The organism is Enterobacter sp. BNK-16 (assembly GCF_048684955.1).
GTDB lineage: Bacteria > Pseudomonadota > Gammaproteobacteria > Enterobacterales > Enterobacteriaceae > Enterobacter > Enterobacter bugandensis.
Genome location: NZ_JBLQTQ010000001.1, coordinates 2696859 through 2715450 on the forward strand (window position 1 = coordinate 2696859; position 18592 = coordinate 2715450).

The following is an 18592-nucleotide window of genomic DNA, read 5'->3' on the forward strand; positions in this document are numbered from 1 at the left end:
GAGGACGCTACAAATATAGTCTACAGACGCTGTTTGAACTGGTAGTAGCGACCCTGTTTCGCCAACAGCTCTGCGTGACTACCTTGCTCAATAATGTGTCCGTTGTCCATCACAATTATCCGATCAAAACTTGCCAGCCCGCGCAGGCGGTGCGTCACCATCAGGACGGTTTTTCCTGCCATAACGTTTGCCAGTAAATCAAGGATTTGACTCTCGGTTGTCGCATCAAGCCCTTCTGTAGGTTCGTCGAGCAGCATCAGAGGTGCATCATGCAGCAGCGCGCGCGCAATGGCCAGACGGCGCAGCTCTCCGCCGGAAAGCTGACGACCGCCTTCTCCCAGCCAGCTGTTCAGTCCTTCGTCCTCAAGCAGCTTTTGCAGTCCGACCTGCTCCAGTACGGCGCGAAGATCATCGTCCGAAGCCTCTGGCGCGGCCAGCAGCAGGTTATCGCGCAGGGTGGCGCTAAACAGATGCACGCGCTGTGGAACAACGCTCACGGTCTTGCGTAGGGCCTGCTCGCTGAAATCAGTCAGTAACGTGTTATTAAAACGAATCTGACCGTGCTGTGGATCCCAGGCGCGCGTCAGCAGCTGCAGCAACGTCGACTTACCGCAGCCGGTACGGCCGAGGATCGCAATCCGCTGCCCTGCATTAACGGAAAGGTTGATACCCTCCAGCGCGTTCTGCGCCTGTTTGTCATAGGCGAAGGTCACGTTATCAAGCGTCAGCGCCACCTGCTCAGGCACGGTGGTTTGCCCGGCACTGAACGTGACTTCAGGCTTTTGTTCGGCAATCTGGGTGATGCGCAGGGCAGAGGCGATCACCTGTCCAAGATGCTGGAAAGCGCCCGTCACCGGGGCCAGTGCCTCAAATGCGGCCAGCGCGCAGAAAACAAAGAGGGCAATAAGAGGGCCTGGCTGGGTATTACCGCCAATCCCGCCGGATGCCAGCCACAGCATGGCGATCACCGCCACGCCGCCGATTAACACCATCAGCGCCTGCGAGAAGGCCGTCAGTTCCGACTGGCGGCGCTGGGCTTCATGCCAGTTCAGCTCCGTACTTTCCATTCGGGCACGGTAGCGCTTGCTGGCACCAAAAATGGTCAGCTCCGCCTGGCCCTGAAGCCAGGAGGTCAGCTGCTGGCGGTAATCCCCGCGCAGCCGCGTCAGGTTTTCCCCGGTGGATTTTCCGGCGCGGTAAAAGAGCGGCGGCAGAATGATAAGCGTCAGCAGCATGATCCCGCCCAGCGTCAGCGCAACGGGAACATCCAGAACGGACAGCCCCAGCGTAACTACCACAATCACCACAAACGCGCCCACTATCGGGGAGATCACCCGCAGGTAAAGGTGGTCCAGCGTGTCGACATCCGCAACGACACGGTTCAGTAATTCGCCCTGGCGAAAACGCGCCAGCCCGGCAGGGGAAAGGGGAAGCAGTTTGCTGAAGGTGTAAATGCGCAGGTGCTGCAGGACGCGGAACGTCGCGTCGTGGCTGACCAGCCGCTCGAAATAGCGTCCGGCAGTACGGGTAATGGCGGTACCTCGCACGCCTGCCGCCGGCAGCATATAGTTGAAGCTGTATAATCCGGCGAACCCAGCTACGGCGGAGGCCGACAGGAACCAGCCGGAAAGCGTGAGCAGGCCGATGCTGGCAAGCAGCGTGACAATCGCCAGCACGATCCCCAGCGTCAGCATCCACTTGTGGCGTTTATAGAGCGCAAGATAAGGCAGCAGAGCGCGCATCAGATGTCCTCCTGACGGTTCGCCAGCAGGGCGGCGAACGGCCCCTGCGCGGCAACAAGAGCGGCGTAATTGCCTTGCTCAACAATATGACCGTTTTCCATCACCCAGATCTCATCCCAGTCAGCAATGCCTTCCAGCTGATGGGTAACCATCAGGGTGGTTTGCTGCAGGGAAGCGGCGCTCAGGGCCGCCATGACGCGCTGTTCACTGTGTGAATCCAGGCTGGCAGCAGGCTCATCCAGCAGCATCAGCTGGCACGGGTTCAGCAGCGCACGGGCGACGGCTACGCGCTGTGCCTGGCCGACAGACAGCCCGGCAGACTGATCGCCTACCACGGTATCGACACCCTGCGGGAGCAGCGGCAGAAATTCACTGACCCACGCGCGGTCGAGAACGGACTGCAGTTCGTCTTCACGAGCATCCGGGCGTGCCAGGAGCACGTTTTCGCGCAGCGTGGAAGCAGGTAGCTGAGGGTTTTGTCCGACCCAACTGAGCTGCTTACGCCAGGCGTCGGGATCGAGATTACGCAGTTCAGTTTTGTTTATCCGCAGCGAACCGGTGTAGGCCATAAAACCGGATAACGCATTCAGCAGAGAACTCTTCCCTGAACCGCTGGTGCCGACCAGCACCACGCGTTTTCCGGCGGGCAGGCTAAAGTTCAGCGGGCCAGCCAGCACTTTTCCTTCCGGCGAGAGAATGCAGAAATCGCTCGCGTCGACGGTTACCGGCTCTTTAGCGTTCAGCGCCACGTCACCGCGCTCCGGGTGCGCCAGCGGCGTCTCCAGGAAGGTTTTCAGGCTGTCGGCCGCGCCAACGGCCTGCGCTTTGGCATGATAGAAGGTCCCCAGGTCGCGAAGCGGCTGGAAAAACTCCGGAGCCAGGATGAGCGCGAGGAAACCGGCAGAGAGGGTCACCGCCGTGCCGTAGTGGCCGAAATCCAGCGCGCCGAGATAGGAGAAACCGAAATAAACCGCCACGAGGGCAATCGACAGCGAGGTAAAGAATTCCAGCACGCCGGACGAGAGGAACGCCAGGCGTAACACTTCCATCGTGCGCTGGCGGAAGTCCTGTGATGCCTGGCGAATGTTCTCGGTTTCCGCTTCACCGCGACCAAAAATACGCAGGGTTTCCATCCCGCGCAGACGATCGAGGAAATGTCCGCTCAGCCGGCCCAGCGCCTGGAAGTTGCGGCGGTTGGCATCAGCCGCCCCCATGCCGACCATCGCCATAAACAGCGGGATCAGCGGGGCGGTCCCCAGCAGGATCAGCGCCGCCACCCAGTTAACCGGGAAGATGGCAATAACAATCAACAGCGGCACAAAAACCGCCAGCGCCATCTGAGGAAGATAGCGCGCGTAGTAATCGTGCATATCGTCGATCTGCTCAAGGATCAGCGTCGCCCAGCTTCCGGCCGGTTTACCTTGGATCCACGCGGGCCCGGCTTCCTGCAGGCGGTCGAGCACCTGACGACGGATCTCGTAGCGGATATGCTGTCCGGCGTGGAAGCCGACACGTTCACGCAGCCACACCACCCAGGCGCGCAGGACAAAAACCAGGATCAGAACTATAAAGGGCAGCAGGAGCGCTTCACGGGGAATGTTCTCCATGATCATGTGATTAAGAATGCGGGCCAGCAGCCATGCCTGGGCAACAATCAACAGACCGCTAACGAACCCCAGTAGACGGGAGATCGTAAGCCAGCGGCGGGAAATAACGCTTTGCTGTTTCAGCCAGCGTGTTAACTCTTGTTGACGGGTTTTTTCCATTGCGTATTTTGCAGGTGACGTTATAAGAAATTAGACATCTGCATGTTACACGCGAGCAAAAATAAAGGCGACCTGTGGCCGCCTTTATTTACGTTTGTTACTGACTTGTAAAGATTATTTACCTTGTTCAGCCAGTCCGTCGAGGTAGCGTTCAGCGTCCAGCGCGGCCATACAGCCGGTGCCCGCAGAGGTGATCGCCTGACGATAAATATGGTCCATCACGTCACCGGCAGCGAACACGCCCGGGATGCTGGTCTGGGTCGCGTTACCGTGAATGCCGGACTGCACTTTGATATAGCCGTTTTCCAGCTCCAGCTGGCCTTCGAAGATCGCGGTGTTCGGGCTGTGGCCGATTGCCACAAACAGGCCCGCCACTTCCAGCGTTTCGACGTTATCGGTGTTCTGGGTATCACGAATGCGCAGACCCGCAACGCCCATCTGATCGCCCGTGACTTCTTCCAGGGTACGGTTGGTGTGCAGAACGATGTTGCCGCTCGCCACTTTATCCATCAGGCGCTTAATAAGGATCTTCTCGGCGCGGAAGGTGTCACGACGGTGGATCAGATGCACTTCAGAGGCAATGTTCGCCAGGTACAGCGCTTCTTCCACCGCGGTATTACCGCCGCCGATAACCGCGACTTTCTGGTTACGGTAGAAGAAACCGTCGCAGGTCGCACAGGCAGAGACGCCGCGGCCTTTGAACGCTTCTTCGGACGGCAGGCCGAGATAACGGGCAGAGGCGCCGGTAGCAATGATTAGCGCATCGCAGGTGTATTCACCGCTGTCACCCGTCAGGCGGAACGGACGGTTCTGCAAATCCACTTTATTAATGTGGTCGAACAGGATTTCGGTTTCGAATTTGGCGGCATGCTCGTGCATGCGTTCCATCAGCAGCGGCCCGGTCAGATCGTTCGGGTCGCCCGGCCAGTTTTCCACTTCCGTGGTGGTGGTCAACTGACCGCCTTTTTCCATGCCGGTGATCAGAACCGGCTGCAGGTTTGCGCGTGCAGCATAGACCGCCGCGGTATATCCCGCAGGTCCAGAACCAAGGATTAACAACTTACTGTGTTTGGTCGTGCCCATGAGATCCCCATTGTTGTTGGCAGGCAATGGGCTGGATTGTAGGGAATTTGTTGCCGTAAAAAAAGAGCACTGGGATTTTGCTTTCGATATATGCAATAGCTGCGCCCGATGAATCCAGTGCCGTTACATCCCGTTTTCTACTGAAAACCGCTCGTTTATAAAGCAGTAAAATGAGGATTAATACCCCCCCGTAATGAATATCCGGCATCTTGTACTAAAAAACGATGTTTTGCTTTGACAATCCCCTGCGCATTTGCGAAAACATTCAAGGAAGAAAAAAAACCGCGTTAACCGTATGCCGCATAGGCATGCACGTAAATGCCATTTTTACCGTGTCAGTGAAATCTACGCATGGCGTGGACAGACGCCATACGTGATGTCGGTGACAGCCTTCGGGCAGCGGTCTTCTTACCAACAGAACCCGAATCCGCATCGCGTCTAATACATAACCAGGCGATGTGATGACTAACGGGTACAGGCTCTGAACAGTGATGTGCACAGGGTCCAGGCAGGAGTAGGGAAGGAATACAGAGAGACAATAATAATGGTAGATAGCAAGAAGCGCCCTGGCAAAGATCTCGACCGTATCGATCGTAACATTCTTAATGAATTGCAAAAGGATGGGCGTATTTCCAACGTCGAGCTTTCAAAACGTGTGGGACTTTCCCCGACGCCGTGCCTTGAGCGTGTGCGCCGACTGGAAAGACAGGGTTTTATTCAGGGCTATACGGCTCTGCTGAACCCGCATTATCTGGATGCCTCACTTCTGGTATTTGTTGAGATTACTCTGAATCGTGGTGCGCCGGATGTGTTTGAGCAATTTAACGCCGCTGTACAAAAACTTGAAGAAATTCAAGAGTGTCATCTGGTGTCCGGTGATTTCGACTACCTGTTGAAAACCCGTGTGCCTGATATGTCCGCCTACCGTAAGCTGCTGGGGGAAACCCTGCTGCGTCTGCCAGGCGTGAACGACACCCGTACCTATGTGGTGATGGAAGAGGTCAAACAGAGCAATCGTCTGGTTATTAAGACGCGCTAACACGGAACAGGTGCAAAATCAGCGTAGTTTGATTACACTCCTGTTAATCCATACAGCAACAGTGCCGGGGAGCCCCGGCGCTGTTGTCCGTTTTAGCAAACAGGCAGGATATGCCTGATACCTGGAGAGCCTTTCTTGAGCCAGGAATACACTGAAGACAAAGAAGTCACACTATCGAAGCTAAGCAGCGGACGTCGTCTCCTCGAGGCTTTGCTGATCGTTATTGCCCTTTTTGCCGTCTGGCTGATGGCAGCCTTACTCAGTTTCAACCCCTCCGATCCCAGCTGGTCGCAAACCGCGTGGCATGAGCCTATCCATAATTTAGGCGGCGTACCCGGAGCCTGGCTTGCGGACACGCTCTTTTTCATTTTCGGTGTGATGGCCTACACCATTCCCGTCATAATCATTGGCGGATGCTGGTTTGCATGGCGTCATCGTCAGAACGATGATTACATCGACTATTTTGCGGTTTCCCTGCGCCTGATTGGCGCCCTGGCGCTGATCCTCACCTCCTGCGGGCTGGCGGCGATTAATGCCGATGATATCTGGTACTTCGCCTCCGGTGGGGTGATTGGCAGCCTGCTGAGCTCTGCGCTACAGCCGATGCTTCACAGCAGCGGCGGCACGCTGGCGCTGCTCTGCATCTGGGCGGCCGGGCTGACGCTGTTTACCGGCTGGTCATGGGTGAGCATTGCCGAAAAGATCGGCAGCTTTATTCTGACGATCCTGACCTTCGCGAGCAACCGTACCCGCCGCGACGACACGTGGGTCGATGAAGAAGAATATGAAGATGAGTACGAAGAGGAAGACGATGCGCCGGTGCAACGTCGTGAATCTCGTCGTGCTCGTATTCTGCGCGGTGCCCTGGCGCGTCGCCAGCGCGTTGCTGAAAAATTTGCCAACCCGCTTGGACGTAAAACCGACGCGGCGCTCTTCTCCGGTAAGCGTATGGATGAAGACGAGCAGGTGGAGTACCGCGCAGCGGGTAGTGCAGTCGATCCTGATGATGTGCTTTTCTCCGGCAACCGGGCGATGCCGGGTGATTTCGATGAATACGATCCGCTGCTTAACGGCCATACCGTTACCGCGCCGGTTGCCGCGGCCGCAGCCGCAACGACAGCATCACAGGCGTATGCCGCGCCTGTCGAAGCCGTGATGCCATCCGCGCCGGTTCCGCCTCCGGAATCCGCTATTCAGCAGCCTCAGGTTGCCTGGCAGACCGCGCCGGGTGTCCACACGCCGGAGCCTGTTATCGCGCCGGAACCAGAGAGCTATATCCCCGTGCAGCAGGAGCAGTGGCAGCAGCCTTATCAGCCGCCGCAACCTGAGTATGAACAGCCGCACTATGAGCAGCCTGTGGCCCAGCCTTATCAGGAGCACGTGCCTGAACCGGTTGAACCTGTGCAGCCTTATGTCGAGCCTCAGCCTGAACCTGAGGTGGTGGAAGAGGTGAAACCGTCTCGTCCGCCAATGTACTATTTTGAAGAAGTTGAAGAACGCCGTGCTCGTGAGCGCGAACAGCTGGCGGCATGGTATCAGCCTGTGCCTGAACCGGTGCAGGAACCTGCGCCAAAAGCCCCGTCGGTTTCGGTTCCACCGGTCGACCCGACGCCTGCTGTTGCCCCCGTAGCGGAAAGCGTGAAGCAGGCTACCGCAGCCGCAGCGGCGGCGGCACCTGTCTTTAGCCTGGCAACGGGCGGTGCGCCGCGTCCGCAGGTGAAAGAGGGAATTGGTCCGCAACTGCCTCGCCCTAACCGCGTCCGCGTTCCAACTCGTCGTGAGCTTGCCTCCTATGGGATCAAGCTGCCTTCCCAACGGATGGCCGAAGAGAAAGCGCGTGGGACGGACTACGAAGATGATGCTGATGAAATGCAGCAGGACGAGCTGGCGCGCCAGTTCGCCGCGCAGCAGAATCAGCGCTACGGTGAAGACTATCAGCATGATGAACCTATGCTGGAAGACGAAGATGACGCTGCTGAAGCCGAATTAGCGCGTCAGTTTGCGGCAACCCAGCAGCAGCGTTACTCAGGTGAACAGCCAGCTGGTGCGAACCCGTTCTCATTATCGGATTTCGAGTTCTCGCCGATGAAAGATCTGGTGGATGATGGCCCGAGCGAGCCGCTGTTCACCCCAAGCGTGATGCCTGAAGCTGAGCCTGTGCGTCAGCCGCCAGCGCCGCAGGCACAGACTTACGCGCAGCCGCAGCAACCTGTTCAGCAGCCATATGCGCAACCGCAGCAGCCACAACAGCAGCCTACGCAGTACCAGCAGCCAGCACCGCAGCCGCAGGAGAGCCTGATTCACCCACTGCTGATGCGTAACGGTGATAGCCGTCCGCTGCAGCGTCCGAGCACGCCGCTGCCTTCGCTGGATTTGTTGACGCCGCCACCGGCTGAAGTCGAGCCGGTTGATACGTTTGCCCTGGAGCAGATGGCCCGTCTGGTGGAAGCCCGTCTGGCAGACTTCCGCATCAAGGCGGACGTGGTGAACTACTCGCCGGGTCCGGTGATCACCCGTTTCGAGCTGAACCTGGCGCCGGGCGTCAAAGCCGCGCGTATTTCTAACCTCTCCCGCGACCTGGCGCGTTCTCTGTCGACCGTGGCGGTACGTGTGGTGGAAGTGATTCCGGGTAAACCGTACGTTGGCCTTGAGCTGCCGAACAAGAAACGTCAGACCGTTTACCTGCGTGAAGTGCTGGATAACACCAAGTTCCGCGATAACCCATCTCCGCTGACCGTGGTGTTGGGTAAAGATATCGCCGGCGACCCGGTAGTGGCAGACCTCGCGAAAATGCCTCACCTGCTGGTAGCGGGTACCACCGGTTCCGGTAAATCGGTCGGCGTGAACGCCATGATCCTTAGCATGCTCTACAAAGCGCAGCCTGAAGACGTGCGTTTCATCATGATCGACCCGAAAATGCTCGAACTGTCGGTCTACGAAGGCATTCCGCACCTGCTGACGGAAGTGGTCACCGACATGAAGGACGCCGCCAACGCCCTGCGCTGGAGCGTCAATGAAATGGAGCGTCGCTACAAGCTGATGTCGGCGCTGGGCGTGCGTAACCTGGCCGGTTATAACGAGAAGATCGCCGAGGCGGCGCGCATGGGGCGTCCGATTCCGGACCCATACTGGAAGCCGGGTGACAGCATGGATGCCCAGCATCCTGTGCTGGAGAAACTGCCTTATATCGTCGTGCTGGTGGATGAATTCGCCGACCTGATGATGACCGTCGGGAAGAAAGTGGAAGAGCTGATCGCGCGTCTGGCACAGAAAGCGCGTGCGGCAGGTATTCACCTGGTGCTGGCGACCCAGCGTCCGTCCGTGGACGTTATCACCGGTCTGATTAAGGCGAATATTCCGACCCGTATTGCGTTTACCGTTTCGAGCAAAATCGACTCCCGTACCATTCTTGACCAGGGCGGCGCTGAGTCGCTGCTGGGAATGGGTGACATGCTGTACTCCGGTCCGAACTCCACCTCTCCGGTGCGCGTACACGGCGCGTTTGTTCGCGACCAGGAAGTACACGCCGTGGTGCAGGACTGGAAGGCGCGCGGACGTCCGCAGTACGTTGACGGCATTACCTCCGACAGCGAAAGCGAAGGCGGCGGTGGTGGCTTTGACGGCGGCGAAGAGCTGGATCCGTTATTCGACCAGGCGGTTAATTTCGTTACTGAAAAACGCAAAGCGTCCATCTCTGGCGTGCAGCGTCAGTTCCGCATCGGCTATAACCGCGCGGCGCGCATCATCGAGCAGATGGAAGCGCAGGGCATTGTGAGCGAGCAGGGGCACAACGGTAACCGTGAAGTGCTGGCTCCGCCGCCGTTTGATTAACCTTCAGCGATTGCAAAGAAGGGTAAATCAGCAAAAATTAAGCATATTCTTCTGTCGCCTGCCTTCGGGCAGGTCCAGAATAGAAACGGAAACCCCATTTCGGGAAGACGTATTTTAAGGAATAACAATGAAAAAAATCGCCATCGCCTGTGCATTACTCACCAGTTTTGTAGCCAGCAGCGTCTGGGCTGATGCAGCCAGCGACCTTAAAAGCCGACTGGATAAAGTAAGCAGCTTCCACGCCAGCTTCACACAAAAAGTGACGGACGGCAGCGGCAACGCGGTGCAGGAAGGACAGGGTGATTTGTGGGTGAAACGCCCCAATCTGTTTAACTGGCACATGACCCAGCCGGATGAGAGCATCCTGGTTTCTGACGGTAAAACCCTGTGGTTCTTCAACCCGTTTGTTGAGCAGGCCACTGCGACCTGGTTGAAAGACGCGACCAGCAATACGCCGTTTATGCTGATCGCCCGCAACCAGACCAGCGACTGGCAGCAGTACAACATTAAACAGAACGGTGATGAGTTTGTCCTGACGCCGAAAGGCAGCAACGGCAATCTGAAGCAGTTCACCATCAACGTAAGCACCAACGGTACCATTAATCAGTTCGGCGCGGTTGAGCAGGACGATCAGCGCAGCAGCTACCAGCTTAAGTCTCAGCAAAACGGCGCCGTTGACGCATCGAAATTCACCTTTACCCCGCCGCAGGGCGTAACGGTGGACGACCAACGCAATAAGTAAGAGGCGTGAGTGAGCAACCTGTCGCTCGATTTTTCAGATAATGCGTTTCAACCTCTGGCCGCCCGTATGCGGCCAGAAAATTTAGCGCAGTACATCGGTCAGCAGCATCTGCTGGCTGCGGGGAAACCCTTGCCGCGCGCTATTGAGGCGGGGCATCTGCACTCCATGATCCTCTGGGGGCCCCCCGGTACCGGAAAAACCACGCTCGCTGAAGTGATCGCCCGCTATGCCAACGCGGACGTTGAGCGCATCTCGGCGGTAACGTCTGGCGTGAAGGAGATCCGCGAGGCGATCGAGCGCGCGCGTCAGAACCGTAATGCCGGACGCCGCACCATTCTCTTTGTCGATGAAGTCCACCGCTTCAACAAGAGCCAGCAGGATGCTTTCCTGCCGCACATTGAGGACGGGACGATCTTCTTCATTGGTGCGACCACCGAAAACCCGTCGTTTGAACTCAACTCGGCGCTGCTGTCCCGCGCCCGCGTCTACCTGCTTAAATCCCTGACCACAGAAGATATCGAAAAGGTTCTGACCCAGGCAATGGACGACAAATCGCGCGGTTACGGCGGGCAGGATATCGTTCTGCCTGACGACACGCGACGTGCGATTGCGGAGCTGGTCAACGGCGATGCGCGCCGCGCGCTGAACACGCTCGAAATGATGGCCGATATGGCCGAAGTGGACGATGCGGGCAAGCGCGTATTGAAGCCTGAACTGCTCACGGAAATTGCCGGAGAGCGCAGCGCGCGTTTCGATAATAAAGGCGACCGTTTCTACGACCTGATCTCGGCGCTGCATAAGTCGGTGCGCGGCAGCGCGCCGGATGCGGCGCTCTACTGGTACGCACGTATCATTACCGCAGGTGGCGATCCGCTATATGTTGCGCGCCGCTGTCTGGCGATTGCGTCAGAAGATGTTGGCAATGCCGACCCGCGCGCCATGCAGGTTGCGCTTTCAGCCTGGGACTGCTTCACCCGCGTAGGCCCGGCGGAAGGCGAACGCGCCATTGCGCAGGCAATTGTCTATCTGGCCTGCGCGCCGAAAAGCAATGCGGTCTATACCGCGTTCAAAGCGGCGATGTCGGATGCGCGCGAGCGCCCGGACTACGATGTGCCGGTTCATCTGCGCAATGCGCCAACCAAACTGATGAAAGAGATGGGTTACGGGCAGGAGTATCGCTACGCCCATGATGAGCCTAACGCCTACGCCGCCGGGGAGGAATATTTCCCGCAGGAGATGGCACAAACGCGCTATTATCATCCCACAAACAGAGGTCTTGAAGGCAAGATTGGTGAAAAGCTCACCTGGCTCGCCGGACAGGATCAAAATAGCCCTATAAAACGCTACCGTTAGTTCAATCGTTGCGGTAATGTTGGCAATTGTATCCTTGTGACCGCAGGCTGTGGTCACATTTCCTATTTTAATTCGATAAGCACAGGATAAGCATGCTCGATCCCAATCTGCTGCGTAATGAGCCAGACGCAGTCGCTGAAAAACTGGCACGCCGGGGCTTTAAGCTGGATGTAGATAAGCTGCGCGCTCTTGAAGAGCGTCGTAAAGTACTGCAGGTACAAACTGAAAATCTGCAGGCAGAGCGTAACTCTCGATCGAAATCCATTGGCCAGGCGAAAGCGCGCGGGGAAGATATTGAGCCATTACGCCTGGAAGTGAACAAGCTGGGTGAAGAGCTGGATCAGGCGAAAGCGGAGCTGGACGTTCTTCAGGCCGAAATTCGTGACATCGCTCTGGCTATCCCGAACATTCCTGACGACAGCGTGCCTGTCGGCAAAGACGAGAACGACAACGTTGAAGTGAAGCGCTGGGGTACGCCTCGCGAGTTTGACTTCGAGGTGCGCGATCACGTGACGCTGGGCGAAATGCACGCGGGCCTGGACTTTGCCGCTGCGGTTAAGCTGACCGGCTCTCGCTTCGTAGTAATGAAAGGTCAGATTGCCCATCTGCACCGCGCCCTGGCGCAGTTCATGCTGGATCTGCACACCGAGCAGCACGGCTACAGCGAAACCTATGTTCCGTATCTGGTTAACCACGATACGCTGTACGGTACGGGCCAGCTGCCGAAATTTGCCGGCGATCTGTTCCATACCCGTCCGCTGGATGAAGAAGCAGACAGCAGCAACTATGCGCTGATCCCAACCGCGGAAGTGCCACTGACCAACCTCGTGCGTGATGAGATCATTGACGAAGACGATCTGCCAATCAAGCTGACGGCACACTCTCCGTGCTTCCGTTCAGAAGCCGGTTCTTACGGTCGCGACACCCGTGGTCTGATCCGTATGCACCAGTTCGACAAAGTCGAGATGGTGCAGATTGTCCGTCCGGAAGAATCCATGGACGCGCTGGAAGAGATGACTGGCCATGCGGAAAAAGTGCTGGAGCTGCTGGGCCTGCCGTATCGCCGCATGGCGCTGTGCACCGGTGACATGGGCTTTGGTGCCTGCAAAACCTTCGACCTGGAAGTCTGGGTGCCTGCACAGAACACCTACCGTGAAATCTCCTCCTGCTCTAACGTCTGGGATTTCCAGGCGCGCCGCATGCAGGCACGCTGCCGCAGCAAATCTGACAAGAAAACCCGTCTGGTGCATACCCTGAACGGTTCTGGTCTGGCTGTTGGCCGTACGCTGGTTGCCGTGCTGGAAAACTACCAGCAGGCAGATGGCCGCATCGAGATCCCTGAAGTGCTGCGTCCATACATGAAAGGCCAGCAGTACATCGGCTAATTCTTTGCCTCACAACAAAAAAGCGCCTTCGGGCGCTTTTTTTATGCCTATGAATTGACACTACGCAATACCCCCTCCCTCTAAAGTAGTAATACTCCTCCGAATGAAAGTCAGCATAAGACGCTGATAACGAAGTAATTCGTTATTTACAAAACTATATAGCGGTTCGTGCCGCCTCTTTTTTCTTTGTGAGCAACCAAAGTGAGTCTCTATGAAAATCAAAGCGCCTGAAGCGTTAATGGCTGCCGAGGTCACTCGCCGTGGGTTGATGAAAACCACGGCAATAGGCGGCCTGGCTGTAGCCAGCAGCGCCTTCACGCTCCCTTTTACCCGGCTGGCGTCGGCGGCGGACGCACTATCCGCAGCCGCAGCTCCGGAAAAAGTGGTGTGGAGTGCGTGTACCGTAAACTGCGGTAGCCGTTGTCCGCTGCGTATGCACGTGGTGGATGGCGAAATGAAGTATGTCGAAACCGACAACACCGGGGACGATAACTACGAAGGGTTACACCAGGTTCGCGCCTGCCTGCGCGGTCGCTCCATGCGTCGCCGCGTCTACAACCCGGATCGTCTGAAATACCCAATGAAGCGTGTCGGTAAGCGTGGGGAAGGGAAGTTTGAGCGCATTAGCTGGGACGAAGCCTACGACATTATCGCCACCAACATGCAGCGCCTGATCAAAGAGTACGGCAACGAGTCCATCTACCTGAACTATGGCACCGGGACGCTGGGCGGCACGCTGACTCGCTCCTGGCCACCGGGTAAAACGCTGGTCGCGCGTCTGATGAACTGCTGCGGCGGTTATCTCAACCACTACGGCGACTACTCTTCCGCACAGATTGCCGCAGGTCTGAACTACACCTACGGCGGCTGGGCCGACGGCAACAGCCCGTCCGATATCGAAAACAGTAAGCTGGTCGTCCTGTTCGGTAACAACCCGGGCGAAACCCGCATGAGCGGCGGCGGGGTGACGTACTACCTCGAACAGGCCCGCGCCAAATCTAATGCCCGCATGATCATTATCGATCCGCGCTATACCGACACCGGTGCCGGGCGCGAAGATGAGTGGATCCCCATTCGTCCCGGTACCGATGCGGCACTGGTTTCCGCGCTGGCGTGGGTGATGATTACTGAAAACCTCGTCGATCAGCCGTTCCTTGATAAATACTGCGTCGGTTATGACGAGAAAACGCTGCCAGCCAGTGCCCCTGCCAATGGTCACTACAAGGCATATATTCTCGGCCAGGGCAGCGACGGCGTAGCGAAAACGCCGGAGTGGGCCTCCACCATCACCGGTATTCCGGTCGAGCGCATTGTTCAGCTGGCGCGTGAGATTGGTTCAGCTAAACCGGCCTACATCAGCCAGGGCTGGGGACCGCAGCGTCATGCGAACGGTGAAATCGCCACCCGCGCTATCTCCATGCTTTCAATTCTGACCGGCAACGTCGGCGTTCATGGCGGTAACACCGGCGCGCGCGAAGGTTCTTATGAAGTGCCGTTTGAGCGGATGCCGACGCTGGATAACCCGGTTCAGACCAGCATCTCCATGTTTATGTGGACTGACGCGATCGAGCGCGGCCCGGAAATGACCGCGCTGCGCGACGGCGTTCGGGGCAAAGACAAGCTGGATGTGCCGATCAAGATGATCTGGAACTACGCCGGCAACTGCCTTATCAACCAGCACTCGGAAATCAACCGCACCCATGAAATTCTGCAGGACGACAAGAAGTGCGAGATGATTGTGGTGATCGACTGCCACATGACCTCCTCGGCAAAATATGCCGATATTCTGCTGCCGGACTGCACCGCGTCTGAGCAGATGGATTTCGCGCTGGACGCTTCCTGCGGCAACATGTCCTACGTGATCTTTACCGACCAGGCCATCAAGCCGCGCTTCGAGTGCAAAACCATCTATGAGATGACCTCCGAACTGGCGAAGCGATTGGGCGTCGAACAGCAGTTTACCGAAGGGCGTACTCAGGAAGGGTGGATGCGCCATCTGCACGAGCTCTCTCGTAAAGCCATTCCAGACCTGCCGGACTTCGACACCTTCCGCAAGCAGGGCATGTACAAGCAGCGTGACCCGGAAGGGCATCACGTGGCGTATAAAGCGTTCCGTGAAGATCCGCAGGCGAATCCGCTGACCACGCCGTCGGGCAAAATCGAAATCTACTCCGAAGCGCTGGCAAAAATCGCGTCTACCTGGGAGCTGCCGGAGGGAGATGTTATCGATCCGCTGCCGATCTACACGCCGGGGTTCGAAAACTATAACGATCCGCTGACGGCGAAATTCCCGCTGCAGCTGACCGGTTTCCACTACAAGGCGCGCGTGCACTCCACCTACGGTAACGTTGACGTACTGAAGGCCGCCTGCCGCCAGGAGATGTGGATCAACCCGATGGATGCCAAAGCACGTGGTATCCGTAACGGGGATCGCGTGCGTATCTTTAACGGTCGCGGCGAGGTACACATTGAAGCCAAAGTGACACCGCGCATGATGCCTGGCGTAGTGGCACTGGGGGAAGGGGCTTGGTACAGCCCGGATGCCAACCGCATCGACCAGGCAGGCAGTATTAACGTCCTGACCACGCAGCGTCCGTCGCCGCTGGCGAAAGGCAACCCGTCTCACACAAACCTTGTCCAGGTTGAAAAGGTTTAAGGAGTAACCGATGACAACCCAGTATGGATTTTTCATTGATTCCAGCCGTTGCACCGGGTGCAAAACCTGTGAGCTGGCCTGTAAAGATTATAAAGATCTCACCCCGGACGTGAGCTTCCGCCGCATTTACGAATACGCCGGGGGCGACTGGCAGGAAGATAACTGCGTCTGGCATCAGAACGTCTTTGCTTATTACCTGTCGATTGCCTGTAACCACTGTGAAGATCCGGCCTGCACAAAAGTGTGCCCGAGCGGGGCGATGCACAAGCGGGAGGACGGTTTTGTGGTGGTGGATGAAGATGTCTGCATCGGCTGTCGCTACTGCCATATGGCGTGCCCGTACGGCGCGCCGCAGTACAACGCCGCCAAAGGACATATGACCAAGTGCGACGGCTGCCACAGCCGCGTAGCGGACGGCAAAAAGCCAATCTGCGTCGAGTCCTGCCCGCTGCGCGCGCTGGATTTTGGTCCTATAGAAGAGCTGCGTCAGAAACACGGTCAGCTTGCCGCAGTGGCACCGCTGCCGTCCGCGCACTTCACCAAGCCGAGTATTGTCATTAAACCTAACGCCAACAGCCGTCCGACGGGTGACACCACCGGCTACCTGGCAAATCCGAAGGAGGTGTGAGATGGGAAGTGGATGGCATGAATGGCCGCTGATGATCTTCACGGTCTTTGGGCAGTGCGTAGTGGGCGGCTTTATTGTTCTGGCGCTGGCGCTGTTAAAAGGGAACCTCAATGCCGAACAGCAGCAGCGTTTAGTGTTGAGCATGTTTGGCCTGTGGGTGCTGATGGGGATTGGATTTATCGCCTCTACGCTGCACCTGGGCTCACCGATGCGCGCGTTTAACTCCCTGAACCGCGTGGGGGCGTCGTCGCTCAGTAACGAAATTGCCAGCGGGGCAATCTTCTTTGCCGTCGGCGGGCTGGGGTGGCTGCTGGCTGCGTTGAAGAAATTGCCTGCGGGCCTGCGCAGCCTGTGGCTGATCGTCACCATGGTACTGGGCGTGGTGTTCGTGTGGATGATGGTGCGCGTCTATAACACCATCGATACCGTTCCTACCTGGTACAGCGTCTGGACGCCGATGAGCTTCTTCCTGACGATGTTTATCGGCGGGCCGCTGCTGGGCTACCTGCTGCTGCGCGTGGCGGGGGTAAACGGTTGGGCAATGCGTCTGCTGCCAGCCGTTTCGCTGCTGGCGCTGGTGGTGAGCGCGATGGTCGCCCTGATGCAGGGGGCCGAGCTGGCAACCATTCACAGCTCTATCCAGCAGGCTTCTGCGCTGGTGCCGGACTACGGTTCGCTGATGGCCTGGCGTGTGGTGTTGCTGGCAGCTGCGCTGGTGTGCTGGATCGGCCCTCAGCTTAAAGGTTATCAGCCTGCACTGCCGCTCCTGTCACTGGCTTTTGTGCTGGTGCTGGCAGGGGAGTTAATTGGTCGCGGTGTGTTTTACGGCCTGCATATGACGGTCGGTATGGCTATCGCAAGCTAATTTCATTTTTCGTTATAAAAAGCCGGGACATAGCGCCCGGCTTTTCTTTTTTTCATTCATGAAATTTTTCGACTGTCGTTTTGTTTTAATTTCGGTCATTAATAAATAAAAACAGATACATAATTAATATCTATAGCAGGCGCTGCATTAGCAGGATAAGTTTTTTAAATCGACAGGGAACATATTGTGCGAGCCGGCTAAATCTGTGGATTGACTTTGTTTTTGCCAGTGGCATGATGCGCACGAAATCTGAACTTCCTCACGGTTTTTAATCCATGACCACCTATACCCGGCCAGTGCTCCTGTTGCTCTGTGGCCTGCTTCTGTTGACCCTGGCGATCGCCGTGTTAAACACGCTCGTCCCGCTGTGGCTCGCCCATGAAAACTTACCTACCTGGCAGGTGGGTATGGTCAGCTCGTCCTTTTTCACCGGGAACCTGTTGGGCACATTATTAACCGGTAGCCTGATTAAGCGTTTTGGCTTTAATCGCAGCTATTATCTGGCCTCGCTGATTTTCGCTGCCGGGTGCGCCGGTCTGGGTCTGATGGTGGGCTTCTGGAGCTGGATGGCATGGCGCTTTATCGCCGGCGTCGGCTGCGCGATGATTTGGGTGGTGGTTGAAAGCGCGCTGATGTGTAGCGGTACCTCCCGCAACCGCGGTCGTCTGCTGGCGGCCTATATGATGGTTTACTACGTCGGTACCGTTCTGGGTCAACTGATGGTCAGCAAGCTGCCAACCGACCTGATGAGCGTACTGCCGTGGGTAACCGGCATGGTGCTGGCCGCGATCCTGCCGCTGCTCTTTACGCGCATTGTTAACCAGAACAGCGAACATCAGGAAGCGACCCACGTCTGGCCGATGTTGAGACTCCGTCAGGCGCGTCTGGGCGTAAACGGCTGCATTATTTCGGGAATTGTACTGGGCTCGCTCTATGGCCTGATGCCGCTCTACCTGAATCATCAGGGCGTCAGCGATTCCGGAATTGGTTTCTGGATGGCGGTGATGGTCAGTGCGGGTATTGTGGGGCAATGGCCGATTGGCCGCCTGGCGGACCGTTTTGGTCGTCTGCTGGTGCTGCGCGTTCAGGTCTTCGTGGTGATCATGGGATGCCTTGCGATGCTCAGCAACGCCGCGATGGCGCCTGCACTGTTTATTCTCGGGGCCGCAGGATTCACGCTTTACCCCGTCGCGATGGCGTGGGCCTGTGAGAAAGTAGAACATCACCAGCTCGTGGCAATGAACCAGGCACTATTATTAAGCTATACCATCGGTAGCCTGCTGGGACCGACATTTACCGCGATGCTGATGCAGAATTATTCCGACAATTTGCTGTTTATCATGATTGCCAGCGTGTCGTTTATTTATCTCCTGATGCTGCTGCGCAAAGCGGGCGAGCATCCAACCCCTGTGGCGCACGCCTGATTAAATAAAAGCCTGTCGATGACAGGCTTTTTTGTCCCTGTCACATATAAGACTTTTACGCATTGTTTGTTTTCCCCG

General features: G+C 57.2%; 12 protein-coding genes. 9 read left to right on the forward strand and 3 right to left on the reverse strand.

Annotated features, from left to right (window positions below; genetic code table 11):
• Nucleotides 1–20: 20 nt before the first annotated feature.
• The 3 genes from cydC to trxB all read right to left on the reverse strand — a co-directional run bounded on the left by cydC (nt 21) and on the right by trxB (nt 4591).
• Nucleotides 21–1742: a heme ABC transporter ATP-binding protein/permease CydC gene (gene cydC / locus ACMGGH_RS12885; RefSeq protein ID WP_227442615.1), complete on the reverse strand. Its 1722-nt coding sequence runs from the start codon at nt 1740–1742 to the stop codon at nt 21–23.
• Nucleotides 1742–3508, reverse strand: a complete 1767-nt coding sequence (gene cydD / locus ACMGGH_RS12890) for a heme ABC transporter permease/ATP-binding protein CydD (protein WP_232948038.1) — start codon at nt 3506–3508, stop codon at nt 1742–1744. Before cydD ends, cydC begins: the two co-directional genes overlap by 1 nt.
• Nucleotides 3509–3622: 114 nt before the next feature.
• Complete coding sequence (gene trxB, locus ACMGGH_RS12895) at nt 3623–4591, reverse strand: thioredoxin-disulfide reductase (protein ID WP_028012555.1); 969 nt, start codon at nt 4589–4591, stop codon at nt 3623–3625.
• Between the two features lie 544 nt (nt 4592–5135).
• Between trxB and lrp the strand changes: the two genes are divergently transcribed.
• The 9 genes from lrp (at nt 5136) to ACMGGH_RS12940 (ending at nt 18514) form a co-directional block, all read left to right on the forward strand.
• Entirely contained in the window at nt 5136–5630 is a 495-nt protein-coding gene (gene lrp, locus ACMGGH_RS12900; protein WP_000228469.1) for a leucine-responsive transcriptional regulator Lrp, read from the forward strand.
• Between the two features lie 135 nt (nt 5631–5765).
• On the forward strand, nt 5766–9461 hold the full coding sequence (locus ACMGGH_RS12905) for a DNA translocase FtsK 4TM domain-containing protein (protein WP_232948039.1): 3696 nt from the start codon (nt 5766–5768) through the stop codon (nt 9459–9461).
• Between the two features lie 127 nt (nt 9462–9588).
• Nucleotides 9589–10203 carry an outer membrane lipoprotein chaperone LolA gene (lolA, locus tag ACMGGH_RS12910; protein WP_028012557.1) on the forward strand — a complete coding sequence of 205 codons (615 nt, stop codon included), beginning with the start codon at nt 9589–9591 and terminating at the stop codon, nt 10201–10203.
• A gap of 9 nt (nt 10204–10212) precedes the next feature.
• Nucleotides 10213–11556 (forward strand): replication-associated recombination protein RarA, encoded by a 1344-nt coding sequence (rarA, locus tag ACMGGH_RS12915; RefSeq protein WP_045630019.1) that lies wholly within the window; start codon nt 10213–10215, stop codon nt 11554–11556.
• A 92-nt stretch (nt 11557–11648) separates the two neighbouring features.
• Nucleotides 11649–12941, forward strand: a complete 1293-nt coding sequence (gene serS / locus ACMGGH_RS12920) for a serine--tRNA ligase (RefSeq protein WP_008499983.1) — start codon at nt 11649–11651, stop codon at nt 12939–12941.
• Between the two features lie 211 nt (nt 12942–13152).
• Nucleotides 13153–15597 carry a dimethylsulfoxide reductase subunit A gene (gene dmsA / locus ACMGGH_RS12925; protein WP_232948040.1) on the forward strand — a complete coding sequence of 815 codons (2445 nt, stop codon included), beginning with the start codon at nt 13153–13155 and terminating at the stop codon, nt 15595–15597.
• Between the two features lie 10 nt (nt 15598–15607).
• Complete coding sequence (locus ACMGGH_RS12930) at nt 15608–16225, forward strand: DMSO/selenate family reductase complex B subunit (RefSeq protein ID WP_232948041.1); 618 nt, start codon at nt 15608–15610, stop codon at nt 16223–16225.
• Between the two features lies 1 nt (nt 16226).
• Entirely contained in the window at nt 16227–17090 is an 864-nt protein-coding gene (locus ACMGGH_RS12935; RefSeq protein WP_028012560.1) for a dimethyl sulfoxide reductase anchor subunit family protein, read from the forward strand.
• A 275-nt stretch (nt 17091–17365) separates the two neighbouring features.
• Complete coding sequence (locus ACMGGH_RS12940) at nt 17366–18514, forward strand: MFS transporter (RefSeq protein ID WP_045261768.1); 1149 nt, start codon at nt 17366–17368, stop codon at nt 18512–18514.
• Nucleotides 18515–18592 lie beyond the last annotated feature (78 nt).

What these genes read in the sequence shown, in the direction of transcription:
- trxB (WP_028012555.1), bottom strand. Translation starts at nt 4,591, where the DNA reads ATGGGCACGACCAAACACAGTAAGTTGTTAATCCTTGGTTCTGGACCT.
- serS (WP_008499983.1), top strand. Translation starts at nt 11,649, where the DNA reads ATGCTCGATCCCAATCTGCTGCGTAATGAGCCAGACGCAGTCGCTGAA.
- lolA (WP_028012557.1), top strand. Translation starts at nt 9,589, where the DNA reads ATGAAAAAAATCGCCATCGCCTGTGCATTACTCACCAGTTTTGTAGCC.
- cydD (WP_232948038.1), bottom strand. Translation starts at nt 3,508, where the DNA reads ATGGAAAAAACCCGTCAACAAGAGTTAACACGCTGGCTGAAACAGCAA.
- ACMGGH_RS12940 (WP_045261768.1), top strand. Translation starts at nt 17,366, where the DNA reads ATGACCACCTATACCCGGCCAGTGCTCCTGTTGCTCTGTGGCCTGCTT.
- ACMGGH_RS12930 (WP_232948041.1), top strand. Translation starts at nt 15,608, where the DNA reads ATGACAACCCAGTATGGATTTTTCATTGATTCCAGCCGTTGCACCGGG.
- ACMGGH_RS12935 (WP_028012560.1), top strand. Translation starts at nt 16,227, where the DNA reads ATGGGAAGTGGATGGCATGAATGGCCGCTGATGATCTTCACGGTCTTT.
- lrp (WP_000228469.1), top strand. Translation starts at nt 5,136, where the DNA reads ATGGTAGATAGCAAGAAGCGCCCTGGCAAAGATCTCGACCGTATCGAT.
- cydC (WP_227442615.1), bottom strand. Translation starts at nt 1,742, where the DNA reads ATGCGCGCTCTGCTGCCTTATCTTGCGCTCTATAAACGCCACAAGTGG.
- dmsA (WP_232948040.1), top strand. Translation starts at nt 13,153, where the DNA reads ATGAAAATCAAAGCGCCTGAAGCGTTAATGGCTGCCGAGGTCACTCGC.